Below are 13079 nucleotides of genomic sequence, written 5' to 3'. Positions count from 1 at the left end.
TTTAGTTTGATTTTGCTGTTAAATAATCCAGTTTAGCTAAAGCGATATAAAAGTTTGAAATTGCCGTAGCTTCTGCTATTTGGTAGTTTATTAATTCTTGTTGCATGCGTAGTATCTCTATAAAATCTTCCCCTGTATTGCTGTATTCTTTTTCAAGAAGGGTAATTACAATTTTCGATTTTTCGATTTGTTTCTGATAGAGTGATAATTGCTCTTTTGAACTTTCTAATTCATACCAAGTCATTTCATAGTTTGAAATCAAGGTGTTTTTGAAATCACTTTTATAAAACTCAATTGCTTCTTGATTTAATTGCGCTTCTCTAGCAAAAGCTTTGTATCTTTTTCTATAAATCGGAAGAGTAAGACTGAACATAGGCATAATCATATTTCTGCTATCTGGCATGAAACTATAATTTACACCCACACCGAAACTTGGTAATCCTTCTTTGCCTGCTAGAACTTCTGATGCTTGAGCAGATTGATATTTTAAATCAAGAGATTGCAAAGTTGGATTGTTGGCCAATAGACTGTCTCTTCTATAATTCGCAGGGATTTCAACCAAGCCGATTGTATCTTCAATAGCGATTTCAGACGTATCTTCCTTATTGAGAAGATTATTGAAAGTGATAGTCAAAGGCTTTATCTCCTCTTCAAGCAGTTTAATTTCAGTATCCGTATTCTCAATCAAGAGATCTACGCGAATTACATCCACCATTGTGTTTTTACCCACTTTGAATCCAGTCGTTGCGAGTTGTTTGTAACTCATCAACACTTTTCTATTTTCTTTCTGCAATAGAATTTTACGATTGACTACATATAAAGGATACCAAGCTGACTTTACATTCATGTACAACTCATTTTTTGCATCAAGAAAATCATGATACAAAGCTTCTGACTGAAGTTCATAAATACTTCCCGAAGTTTTCAATGTACCAAACCAAGGAATCATCTGTTGAATTCCAATACTGGCTTTCTCATTTCCTGGATGTGGAGTAGATGGACTCAATAAAAATCCAAATGAAATACTCGGATTAGGAAGCGAGTTCACCTGCGCCACTCTTTGAACGGATGACTGAAATTCAGCATATTTAGCTTTCAATAACGGATTATTTTCTGCTGCTTCTTCTAGATATCCGTCTAAAGATTGTGCAGAACCAAGAGTGCTTATTCCTAAAAATAAAACCACTACTATTTTTAAATAATATCTCATTTCGTTTCTTTTTTAAATTTACGTTCCTCTCTCCAGTAATAAAGAACGGGAACAATAAAGTAAGTGATAGAAGCCAGTAGCATTCCTCCAAAAGCGGGAATTGCCATCGGAATCATAATGTCGGCTCCTCTTCCTGTGGACGTTAGAATAGGTAACAATGCAATAATCGTTGTTGCTGAAGTCATGATGGCAGGTTTTATCCTGCGTTGACCAGCTATTACCACTGCTTCCTTTAATTGTGGTATTGAATTGGTCTTGTTCTTTTTAAAACTTTGATCAAGATAAGTTCCCATTAAAACACCATCGTCTGTAGCAATTCCAAAGAGGGCAATGAACCCAACCCAGACGGCAACACTCATGTTGATTGTCCGCAATTGGAAAAGGTCTCGCATACTCATATCGAAAAGATCAAAGTTCAAGAACCAATCTTGACCGTAGAGCCATAAGATGATAAATCCACCACTAAATGCCATCGCTATCCCTGTGAAAATCATCAAGGATGTACTGACAGATTTGAATTGAAAGTAAAGAATTAGGAAAATAACCACCAAAACTAACGGAACAATGATTGCGAGTCTTTTTTCTGCTCTCACTTGATTCTCGTAACTTCCAGAAAACTTATAACTCACTCCATTGGGAACAGTTAATTCTCCTTGATCTATTTTGTCTTTGATAAAACGTTGGGCATCTTCTACCACATCAACTTCGGCGAAACCATCCTTTTTATCCAGTAAGACATAGCCCACCAAGAAGGTGTTTTCACTTTTTATCATTTGTGGACCTTTCACATATTCAATATCCACCAATTCAGCTAAAGGAACCTGAACATTGGTGGGTGTAGGAATAAATACTTTTGCAAGCTGACTAGGATCATCACGCAGTTCTCTAGGATAACGAACCCTCACTGGAAAACGTTTACGACCTTCCACAGTAGAAGTGATTTCCATCCCTCCAATTGCAACTTCTATAGTTTGCTGTACATCTTCGATGTTTAAACCATATCTGGAAATAGCATCTCTGTCTATATTCAAATGTATATAAGGTTTACCTACAATTCTGTCCGCAAAAACAGCTTCCGATTTTACAGAAGGAACTTGCTTTAAAATGGCTTCCAGTTCCATTCCAAAACTTTCAATGGTTTCTAAATCAGGACCAAATACTTTAATTCCCATAGGAGCTCTCATCCCTGTTTGAAGCATCACCAATCGTGTTTCAATAGGTTGAAGTTTTGGAGCTGATGTTACACCTGGGATATTGGTCACCTTTATAATTTCGTCCCAAATATCATCTGGAGAACGAATACTTTTTCTCCAATTACGGAAGTAATGACCTGAATCATCTGAAATTAAATCTTCTTCTTTGATGTTTTTGTTGACGGCTTCTTCTCCAGAGAGTGTATCTCCATTTTTAAGAATATAATTATTATCATCATCAATTTTAAAACGCTCTCTGTGTCCTTTTTTATTTAAAATATACTCAGGTTTGTAATTGATAATACTTTCATACATCGAAATAGGAGCAGGGTCTAGTGCAGATTCCACTCTTCCCATTTTCCCCACAGACAATTCTACCTCAGGAATATTTGCCAGAAGCATATCCAATTGTTGAATCACTTGTTTGTTTTGTTCAATACCTGCATGAGGCATGGAGGTAGGCATGAGTAAAAAACTTCCTTCATCCAATGACGGCATAAATTCTTTACCAAGACCGGGCATAGAATGAGATAAGCTAGACCAAACGGAAGTCTTTCTAATATTTAATCCTACTTTATCGAATCCTGTGGCAACAAATCCAAATATGGAATTGAATCCAAGCCAAGCGGTAGCTCCAAAAAGAATAACGAAAGTTGGAATAAGTAAAAACTTCTTTTTATTTTCTAAACACCAATTGAGCAGGTTTGTATAATACTTTTCGAGTAAATAGAAAGCACCAAGAATTACAGTTACTATGATACCTACAAATATAAAATTCATTAGGAGAGAGTTACTTGCTCCTAGAGGCATCCAATATTTAGCCAATAACCATACAACGGATATAACGGTTATGAAGATGGAAAGATGCTTCGTGATAAAGTTCTGCTTTGCACTGTATTCAGAAATAAACCATGCTATTCCAAAAGCCAATAAAGTCAATCCTCCCCATACACTGATCCATATCGCGGTGATTAAACCACCCACAATAAGTATTAAATTCACTACTATTCCTTTGGTGTTTTTCTTGATTTTAATTTTAAATACCAAATGTGCAAGCGTAGGGAGAATAATCAGCACAACAATCAAGGAAGCCAATAAAGCAAACGTTTTTGTAAATGCCAAAGGTCGAAATAGTTTTCCTTCTGCAGCTTGCATTGTAAACACAGGAATAAAACTCACAATTGTTGTCGTTACGGCAGTTAAAATAGCAGAACTCACTTCAGCTACACCATTATAAACCGTATCAATCAATTTTTGACTGGCGGGAGATTCTTTAATGTGTTTTATGATGTTTTCGGAGAGTATTATCCCCAGATCGACCATGGTTCCAATCGCAATGGCAATACCCGACAAGGCGACAATATTGGCATCGATATGAAAGTAACGCATGGCAATAAAGACCATTAATATGGCCACAGGAAGTAAACTGGAAATAAGAATAGAAGCTTGTAAATTAAGCACCATTACAACGACTACCAAAATAACAATCAATAATTCAAGAGACAATGCTTCTTCAAGTGTACCGATGGTTTCATTGATGAGTTCTGTTCTGTCGTAAAATGGAATTATAGTCAATTGACTTTCCGTTCCATCGGCCAATGTTTTCTTCGGTAATCCACTGGCTATTTCACCAATTTTCTCTTTAACATTATTAATAACCTCTAAAGGATTAGAGCCATAACGTGCTACAGCAACACCACCCACAACTTCAGCTCCATCTTTATCCAAAAGACCTCTTCTGGTTGCAGGGCCTAAAGAAACGACTGCAATATCCATTATTCTAATCGGAACATTTTCATTCACAGCGACTACTGCCTTTTCTATATCCTCGATAGATTCGATGTAGCCTAAACCTCTAACCAAGTATTCAGCTTTGTTTATTTCTATGGTTTTGGCCCCTATATCACGGTTCGACTTCCTTACTGCATTCATTACCTCGTAAAGCGGAATGTTGTAGTTTTTCAGTGCGTCAGGATTAACATCAATTTGATATTCTTGAACATATCCACCAATCGAAGCGACTTCTGAAACACCTTCAGCGGCATTCAGATTGTACTTTACAAAGAAGTCTTGTACAGTTCTGATTTCGTGTAAGTCCCAACCACCAGTTGGATTTCCCTCTTTATCTCTTCCTTCAATTGTGTACCAATAGACTTGTCCCAATGCAGTTGCATCTGGACCCAAAGCTGGTTTAACATCATCCGGAAGTAATTTAGCAGGAAGTGAGTTTAATTTTTCAATGATTCTCGATCTTGACCAATAAAACTCAACATCTTCATCAAAAATGATGTAAATACTACTGAATCCGAATATGGAAGAACTTCGAATAGATTTTACTCCAGGTATTCCAAGTAGCGAAGTCGTTAAAGGATAAGTAATTTGATCCTCGATGTCCTGAGGAGATCTTCCCATCCACTCAGTAAATACAATTTGTTGATTTTCTCCAATATCTGGAATAGCATCAACGGCTACTGGATCTGAAGGTAAAAACCCAGTATTCCAATTGAAAGGAGAGGTAACCAATCCCCATCCAATAAATAAAACCAATATTAATATCGTGACTAACTTGTTTTCAAGGAAGTACTTTATAATTTTATTCAACATAACATACATTTAAAAATGAATAATAAATTCATTGAGGAATACGCTATATCAAATCTGTTTCAGACCAAAAGCTATATCCTCTTGTTTCACTTTCAAAAAATGAAACATTAATTGTATGTTTTTCTAGATTATAAATACCTGATGCAAGACAGAAATATCCTGATCAATAAAGGGAGGGCGATAAGATTCAAATGATTGTTTCTCTTTCTGTAAAAACAAGTTGTTAATTACAAATGAATAAGCAAAAGCGACTACAAATTTAAAGTCTAAATGCGCACTTGCAGTAACTTGAGTTTTATTATAGTCAATGTCCGCAGAAATAGAATGGTATTCATTTTCACAACATCCCTTCTTTTGAATTGATTCTTTGTGTTCGTTATGACCAACATTTGTGCAATCTTCCATTTCAGATGGAGTCATACCACAACTCAAATCTGAATGAACCAAACTGAATGTAGATTCCACCGCTTCACCACCGCAATAATGCGTAATGTAAGTTAGTCCCGAATTTAAAACGAGAATAACGAGCATTAAGAATATGGATGAAATTCTTTTTAACATATCTGTGAATTACAACAAACTTATACAAATAAAATTGATGTAGGGTTATCATTTTCTGATTTAATTTTAATTACAGTTAAAAGTCATATTTTGATAGTCTTGTTTTTGAAGCCTTTACTCATTCTCCAATCTTTCTATCATCTTTTTCATTTCAGTAATTTCTCTCTCTTGTGCTTTGATAATATCATCGGCTAACTTTTTAACATCAGGATCACTTATATCTGCATTTTTACTTGTCAAAATTGCAATTGAATGATGAGGTATCATCGCTCTCATCCATCTAACATCATCTACAGGAATTTGCTGACGAACTAAAAAAGTTGATACTGACATTAATATTAAGCTACCAATAATAATTGTGGCGTTTTTAACTTTATTGGTGTACATTTTCCTCATAAATAGAAACATGACAATCGCCATTCCACCAATTCCAATGAAAGTCATGTACATTCTTGTCCAACTAAAATAGACATGACTAAATTCATAAGTATTAAAATACATGGTGATGTACATTGAAATTGCTGAACAAATCAGCATAAGAATAAACTTTGTGTAATTTGACTTTTCCATCTGAGTGTAGTTTTTATGATTAAACAATTTACGATAAAAATAACTTTTCTGTTTAGGTTTAGCAAATGAGTAGATCATATTATGCTGTAAGTTAGTTGGGCATGAGAATTAAAACCATATTACCTTTCACAAATAATACATGTTTTAATGCAACACTAACTGTATTTATTGTAATTTTCGTAGGATTTTATTGAAGACAGTTTATTTTTGTTTCGATATTAGCAGAAAAAACACAAGATTAAAATTTCATATATGGATATTGAACAAATCTTTAAGAACAACCAAGATTGGGTAAAGAAAAAACTAAGCCTTGATACAAATTACTTTAAAAACCTATCAAAGGGTCAGAATCCAGAAATACTTTATATAGGCTGTTCAGACAGCAGAGTGACAGCAGAGGAGTTAATGGGAGTAGATCCGGGTGATGCTTTTGTGCATAGGAATATTGCCAATATGGTTCCAAATACTGATTTAAGTGCAATGTCTGTGATTGATTATGCCGTTACACAATTAGAGGTAAAGCTAATCGTTGTGTGTGGTCATTATTATTGTGGTGGTGTCAAAGCAGCTATGCAACCTGCCGATTTGGGATTATTAAATCCTTGGCTTAGAAATATTAGAGATGTATACAGATTGCATGAAAAGGAATTGAATGCAATTGTTGACGAAGATGAACGATACAAGCGTTTAGTTGAACTCAATGTGCAAGAACAATGCATCAATGTAATTAAAACAGCCGCAGTTCAGAAAGCAACAAAAAATAGGAATATCGATGTTCACGGTTGGGTATTTGATATTCATTCTGGAAAGTTGATTGATCTAAATATCGATTTTGAAAGTATTCTAAAGGAGATAGAGGAGATTTACCGTTTGGACTAAAACTTTAGAATATGATAAAGTTTTACACCTACACTAAAAAAATAATGCAATGAAATCAATAGGAAACATAATCTGGTTAATCTTCGGCGGGATATTCATCGCCATTGAATATTTAATTTCAAGTCTTTTATTGATGATCACCATCATTGGAATTCCATTTGGTTTACAAACTTTGAAGTTAGCAGGTTTGGCGTTGTGGCCATTTGGTAAAGAAACCCGAGTGATTGAAAACTCAAATGGAGGTTTGTCGCTCATCATGAATATAATATGGTTTTTCGTTGGCGGATTTTGGATTTTTGTAACGCATTTCCTGTTTGGAATTTTATTCGCAATTACAATTATCGGTTACCCTTGGGCTAGACAACATTTTAAATTAGCAACATTGGCCTTGACTCCTTTTGGAAGAGAGATTATTGAAAGGTAGATGAGTGTTTTTATTGGCCTCGTAAATAGTTGGAAATATGCTCCCGATAAGCCATCGGGATTAGTGCATTTGGTTTTAGCTTCTAAAAAATCTTTATTAGACTATAGACATTAGATGTTAGACAAAGAGTAAAGCGTCTTTTTTGTCTATCGTCTATCGTCTAACATCTTTTACTTGTCATCACAAAAGATTAAATAATGAATCCTGATTTTAAAGATTTTCTACTCATAAAGACCGAAGCAAAAGAATGTCATGAAACAGAAATTATTCAATCGTTGTGGAGTGGATATGGAAAGATTTCTAGAATTAAGTTAACAGGAGCAGCGTTTGAAACTGTTGTGATAAAGCATATTTCACTTACTCAAGCCAACGCTCATCCTAGAGGATGGAATACCGATAATTCTCACAATAGAAAAGTGAAATCCTATCAAGTTGAAACGAATTGGTACGAAAACTATAATCAACTTTGTACGGATGATTGTCGAACTCCACAATTTTTAGGGTCGTTTTCTCAAGCGCAAGATCAATGGATTGTATTAGAAGATTTGGACACTCAATTCCCTGCACGAAAACAACACTTGTCCCTTCCAGAAGTAAAAGCGTGTCTAAAATGGTTGGCCAATTTCCACGGGACTTTCATCAATGAAAAACCTGAAGGATTATGGGAAATAGGAACGTATTGGCACATCGCCACCCGACCAGATGAATTAGCACAAATGCAAGCTTCGGATTTAAAGAATAAAGCCAAAGTCATAGATGAAATCTTGAATAATTGTCAATACCAAACTTTGGTACACGGCGATGCTAAAGTGGCGAATTTTTGCTTTTCGAATGATGGAAAGTCAGTTGCCGCCGTCGATTTTCAATATGTAGGAGGAGGTTGTGGAATGAAAGACGTGACTTATTTTTTAGGGAGTTGTCTTTTTGGAAATGAATGCGAAAAATATGAAACGGAGTTATTGGATTTCTATTTTGAGGCATTAGAAATTGGTTGTCGAGATAAGTTTACTTCTGAAGAATACAAAGCACTAGAGCAGGAGTGGAGAGCAATGTTTCCGGTTGCTTCTACGGACTTTACGCGGTTTTTATTGGGTTGGATGCCGAGTCATGAGAAAGTGAATGGGTATAGTTTGAAGTTGGTGGAGGAGGTTTTGGAGGGGTTGTAGAATTTGGGGTGAAAATACAATGTATTCGAAAATTGAGTTTGAAAAGCAGTCAAACATTGAGGAATTATACCTGCATAATACTAAATAGTTTACAATATATCAGAAGTCCTTTTGAGGATTTGTAAAATAAAATATTAAATTTGAAGGTATTAAGTATTATAACACATAACTGTACAAGTTCACATACTGTTTATAAAGTTGTACAGGTTTGTGTTTTATACAAATAAGTTGGGTGTAATTACTACAAAATAAATGAAAGGAAGAAACTTACTTTTTGTAATAGGCATCGATAATTACAGTTCACCAGTTTGGACAAATCTTAACAACGCAGTTCTTGATTGTCACGAGTTATCTCAAATTTTGATTGACAAATACTCTTTTGAAGAAGTAGAAGATCCTCTTTTTAATGAAAATGCGACAAAATCGAATATTTATACCTCTCTAAATACCATAAAACAAATTATTGAGCTTAATGATAGTTTAATTGTATTCTTTGCTGGTCATGGAAATATGAATCCTCACACTAAAAGAGGTTATTGGATTCCTCATGAAGGAACCTCTGATTCGACTTCTTGGATGGAGAATTCTGTAATCAAGGATCATATTCAAGACATAAACGCTCGTCATATTTGGCTCATTGCTGACTCTTGCTTTTCCGGTACATTCCTTACTACCACAAGAGCTATTAGAAAAGAAGAGAGTTACACTTTATTAAGTCAAAAAAAATCCCGTTGGATGATTTCCTCGGGCGGTGAAGAGAAAGTCTCAGATGGCTCTCCAAAAAATCACAGTCCATTCTGCAAATATCTCTTAAGGGCACTAGATCTTAACACTAACAAATATTTAAGCGCTACTGAAGTCATGTTATACACGAAAGTGTTAACAGAAAACAACTCTCACCAAACACCTCATTGGGCAGTTATTGAAAATATTGAGCATTCGGAAGGCGAAATGATTTTAGAACTGAACCATGAACACATTCAAACTACAATACAGGAATCTCGTGGCATTCCAAATTCCAAAAACCTTCGTACAGAAATTTCTCAATACACCAAAAAAAAGGACCGACTAGCTTCTGGTAAAGAGATTTTACTTGTAGAATCCTTTGTGGATGGATCAGATTATATGATTCTTGAAAACTTCAGATTTAATGAGGATGGAAATAAAAAAATTAAATTTGAGGATGAATACGCTATAATGGGTTCCGAGAGAATTAAGCTTGTCAAGAGATTTGCTACTTGGATTGGAATGAATAGATTTTTGGATTTAAATCCAGAATATTCAAAGTCCTCCAAAGTAATAGTTATTAAAGCTGACGAAGAAATCGAACATATTGAAAGTCAGAGTCACTCAGTATCACATTCAGATTATCTACAAGAACTTCTTGAATTCAATAAGGACCAAATGACCTGTTTACACTGTGATGAAAAAATTAGCACCAATGACTCACTTCTTGTTGAAATAGATGAAATAAACTTGAAAAACAAAGTTGGTAACGTTCATTTTGGGTGTTTAAGAAATGCAGACAGAATTTTAGGCCAATCCAAGTATATAGGCTTACAAGAAACAAGACTAGTTAACTTTGATTACTCGCTTTGGACTGAATTACTTTCAAAGGGGCAAGGACAAATTAGAGCCATATACAATAAAATAGATTCAGTACCGGTCGCCATAGTTAGTTGGAACCCCAATAACAACATTAATGAGGGAAAATTCTGCATTAGTATCAAATATGAAAATGGAGAGAATTCATTTGTCAAAATTGGCAAAGCAATTCATAGGTTTAAAAAAGAAGAGATTGACGCTGAATTAGCATTTTTCAGAAATATGTTAGGTACAGATGATCCAATGGGAATGATTATTCCAAATAAGACATTCGGATCATACAGCACTCTTTCAAAGCTAAAGAAACCCAAAGATTCATTTATAAAGGTGAAAGGGTTTGACAAAGCCTTATTTAGTGCCCAATTTGAAGAGTCAAATGAAATTATTGAAAATGACTACACTCCAATAGGTATAGTGAAAGATGAAGATGATAAATCGATTGTATTAGGAGAAATCGTGCCGCTATTGTCAAAGCCAGAAGAATTTGATGCTTTCATAGACAATTGGCAATTGTTTACAGAAATCGAAGGCAAATTTTCGATAAAAATAATAAAGTCAGACTTTGAACTCGACACATACCTTCAATCATTTTTTAAAGAAAATCTGAAGCCGGTAATAAACCCAATGTTTAATACAGAGGGAGATTTGTTAGAATCCGGCTTGATTCTTAAGAGCATGGAGGAAATAATACAAGAAGGTCAAAAAAATTCCTCTGTTGTCCCATATTGGAAGAAAGGAGACAATGTAAAAGTAGTATTTCCTGATGTTGATACTGATAAACATGCTACCGGAGTACTACTAGTTGATGAATTTCATGATGAGAATGGCGAATTATGCTCTGTTTTTCAACCAATCGAAAATGGAAAACCTATTGAGGATATGCAATTTAAATTACCTGTTAAACTGTTAGAAAAATGGAAATAGAAAGAAAAATTGATCAAAGCATTGAAAAAATATTTTCTCTTCAAATAGAACAAAGTCTTGAGTTCTCTAATGAAGACCATCACCTAAGTGGTCGTGAATTAAAAATATCGAAAGGTAATAATTGTTACAATTTTGACGGCTCTTCTCCTATAATTGCAGGAGTTCAAACCCACAAAGAATTAGATTTTGATCGGTCGATAGAATATGAATTTAGTAGTGATTCTGGGAATTATTTTGTTTCAGGACGCGATATCTACTTGAACAATATTGCTTATTCTGAAGATAACCTCAAGATTTTATCTGGTTCAATTTATTCTCTATCTAACACCAAGAGTATTAATAAAAATGAAGGTTTATTTCGAAGATTTATTTTGCCTCTTGGAAATGAGAAAATTAATCTTTCTGATTTTCAAAAGTTTCCAGTCACATTCTCTTCTAATGGTAGAAAGTCTAGGGCATTTTATCTTCTAATAGATGTTAAAGGAATCAAGTACTATATCTATCAGAGAAAGTTTAAAAATGAAAATTACCTTTTTATTGATAGTGGGGCTAAACTCTCTGAAAAAGAATTTCAAAAAATCTGTTTTAACATCATGTTGACTTTTGCTTTTGTCAAAGGTAATCTTCATCATGATCAATCTTACATACTAGGGTTTGAAACGGAAGAAATGGAAGTTGTTGATGAAATAAGCTACTATTCAATGAGAGTTTCAGCCATAACGAACCAACCAACATTCACAACAAACATATACTCCATCTATAAAGATGAATTTGAAAACCTAAATGAAACGGAAGAAAAAGCTCTAAAGGAAAAATTATATGAAGATATCTATGATTTTGACGCAACAACTTTTTCCAAATTAGTTGAATTATTTAATGATGAAGAAAAAGCTCAAAGAGCGGTAATATTATTCATTCATGGGCATCACTCTTCATTAGAAATTAGACTTCCCAATTATTATGTTGCATTAGAAGCAATAACTAGTTTAATCTCTAATAAATTTAAGTCCACTAAAGAAAGATTAAACCCTATTAAGGATAATGATATTGCTAATGAGATTATATCAATGACTATTGATAATATTGAAAAATACATAAAGGATAAAAACATTGCTAAAGAAGATATTAATCTAGAGATCATCAAGCGGAAACTAGACTCGTTAAACACTCCTCCAAATGCTGATAAACTAGCAGAACCATTCAATCGAGTTGGTTATAAATTGAATGAAGAACAACTAAAAATTCTTAAAAAAAGAAACTCTTATTTGCACGGCAGTTTTGTCAAATATGTAGACGAAGACAAAGTTTTTAAAGAAGCTTTGTATGTAAGTCTTAGAGTTCACTTTCTCATTGCTGTTTTAATACTAAAAATGACAGAGTTTGAAGGGAAAATAATCAACTATTCTTCATTGTGGAAGTATATGACAGAAAAGGAAATTATCGAAGATCGACTTGTTAAAATATAAAAACTACACCCAATCGAGTAGACGGCTCCGCCAGATAAACTGACGGAGTGCGCCTCTCACACCACCGTACGTACGGGTCTCGTATACGGCGGTTCGCATCTTGGTGGATTAAACGACAAATGAAGTTCCAACATTCCAATATATCCACGTTTCTTTAGCCTTGAAATAGTTATTGTAGTCACTAAAATAGGACTTTGTGCGACTGCCCATCCTCCCATTCGGGTTCGGCTGTAAGCGTATGCATGGTCTTGGTCAATTCCTAATCGAATGAGATTCTTTCTCTTCCGTTCAGGCTTCTTCCAATGATGCCAAATGCAATAGCGTAGCCGATTCCGTAACCATCCGTCAACATCTCTAAGCTTTCCTTTGATACTTGTTCCACGAAAATAGTTTAACCATCCGCGTTGAACTTCGTTAATCTTTTGGATACGCTCTTCAAAAGTCATCGGAGTGGTTTTTCGGGTGAAGACTTTTAGT

10 protein-coding genes are annotated in these 13079 nt (G+C 34.6%); 5 read left to right on the top strand and 5 right to left on the bottom strand.

Going from position 1 to position 13079, the window contains the following annotated elements:
• Position 1: 1 nt before the first annotated feature.
• The 4 genes from ERX46_RS09920 to ERX46_RS09905 all read right to left on the bottom strand — a co-directional run bounded on the left by ERX46_RS09920 (position 2) and on the right by ERX46_RS09905 (position 6138).
• Positions 2-1210 (bottom strand): TolC family protein, encoded by a 1209-nt coding sequence (locus ERX46_RS09920; protein WP_130093714.1) that lies wholly within the window; start codon positions 1208-1210, stop codon positions 2-4.
• On the bottom strand, positions 1207-5007 hold the full coding sequence (locus ERX46_RS09915; RefSeq protein ID WP_130093713.1) for an efflux RND transporter permease subunit: 3801 nt from the start codon (positions 5005-5007) through the stop codon (positions 1207-1209). The genes ERX46_RS09920 and ERX46_RS09915 overlap by 4 nt, the downstream gene beginning before the upstream one ends.
• A gap of 123 nt (positions 5008-5130) precedes the next feature.
• Positions 5131-5568, bottom strand: coding sequence for an HYC_CC_PP family protein (locus ERX46_RS09910; protein WP_130093712.1), 438 nt, complete (start codon positions 5566-5568; stop codon positions 5131-5133).
• A gap of 114 nt (positions 5569-5682) precedes the next feature.
• On the bottom strand, positions 5683-6138 hold the full coding sequence (locus tag ERX46_RS09905; protein ID WP_207214156.1) for a DUF305 domain-containing protein: 456 nt from the start codon (positions 6136-6138) through the stop codon (positions 5683-5685).
• Positions 6139-6390: 252 nt separating this feature from the next.
• On the opposite strand from ERX46_RS09905, the gene ERX46_RS09900 reads away from it, so the two are divergent.
• The 5 genes from ERX46_RS09900 to ERX46_RS09880 all read left to right on the top strand — a co-directional run bounded on the left by ERX46_RS09900 (position 6391) and on the right by ERX46_RS09880 (position 12602).
• On the top strand, positions 6391-7017 hold the full coding sequence (locus ERX46_RS09900; RefSeq protein ID WP_130093711.1) for a carbonic anhydrase: 627 nt from the start codon (positions 6391-6393) through the stop codon (positions 7015-7017).
• 49 nt (positions 7018-7066) lie between these two features.
• The gene (locus ERX46_RS09895) at positions 7067-7441 is read left to right on the top strand and encodes a YccF domain-containing protein (protein WP_130093710.1); all 375 of its coding nucleotides are present in this window, start codon (positions 7067-7069) and stop codon (positions 7439-7441) included.
• Positions 7442-7638: 197 nt separating this feature from the next.
• The gene (locus tag ERX46_RS09890) at positions 7639-8607 is read left to right on the top strand and encodes an oxidoreductase family protein (RefSeq protein WP_130093709.1); all 969 of its coding nucleotides are present in this window, start codon (positions 7639-7641) and stop codon (positions 8605-8607) included.
• A 252-nt stretch (positions 8608-8859) separates the two neighbouring features.
• Complete coding sequence (locus ERX46_RS09885) at positions 8860-11136, top strand: caspase family protein (RefSeq protein WP_130093708.1); 2277 nt, start codon at positions 8860-8862, stop codon at positions 11134-11136.
• Complete coding sequence (locus tag ERX46_RS09880) at positions 11127-12602, top strand: hypothetical protein (RefSeq protein ID WP_130093707.1); 1476 nt, start codon at positions 11127-11129, stop codon at positions 12600-12602. Before ERX46_RS09885 ends, ERX46_RS09880 begins: the two co-directional genes overlap by 10 nt.
• A gap of 56 nt (positions 12603-12658) precedes the next feature.
• Here the strand turns inward: ERX46_RS09880 and ERX46_RS09875 are convergent.
• Positions 12659-13079, bottom strand: a 421-nt coding sequence (locus ERX46_RS09875) for a group II intron maturase-specific domain-containing protein (RefSeq protein WP_317127192.1), incomplete at its 5' end; no start/stop codon positions are given.

The sequence above is a fragment of the Brumimicrobium glaciale genome (assembly GCF_004152935.1).
Taxonomy (GTDB): domain Bacteria; phylum Bacteroidota; class Bacteroidia; order Flavobacteriales_D; family Crocinitomicaceae; genus Brumimicrobium; species Brumimicrobium glaciale.
This window is presented reverse-complemented; position numbering and strand designations above follow the sequence as displayed.

Coding starts and splice junctions, on each gene's coding strand:
- ERX46_RS09920 (WP_130093714.1), bottom strand. CDS start 1,210: ATGAGATATTATTTAAAAATAGTAGTGGTTTTATTTTTAGGAATAAGC.
- ERX46_RS09915 (WP_130093713.1), bottom strand. CDS start 5,007: ATGTTGAATAAAATTATAAAGTACTTCCTTGAAAACAAGTTAGTCACG.
- ERX46_RS09910 (WP_130093712.1), bottom strand. CDS start 5,568: ATGTTAAAAAGAATTTCATCCATATTCTTAATGCTCGTTATTCTCGTT.
- ERX46_RS09905 (WP_207214156.1), bottom strand. CDS start 6,138: ATGGAAAAGTCAAATTACACAAAGTTTATTCTTATGCTGATTTGTTCA.
- ERX46_RS09900 (WP_130093711.1), top strand. CDS start 6,391: ATGGATATTGAACAAATCTTTAAGAACAACCAAGATTGGGTAAAGAAA.
- ERX46_RS09895 (WP_130093710.1), top strand. CDS start 7,067: ATGAAATCAATAGGAAACATAATCTGGTTAATCTTCGGCGGGATATTC.
- ERX46_RS09890 (WP_130093709.1), top strand. CDS start 7,639: ATGAATCCTGATTTTAAAGATTTTCTACTCATAAAGACCGAAGCAAAA.
- ERX46_RS09885 (WP_130093708.1), top strand. CDS start 8,860: ATGAAAGGAAGAAACTTACTTTTTGTAATAGGCATCGATAATTACAGT.
- ERX46_RS09880 (WP_130093707.1), top strand. CDS start 11,127: ATGGAAATAGAAAGAAAAATTGATCAAAGCATTGAAAAAATATTTTCT.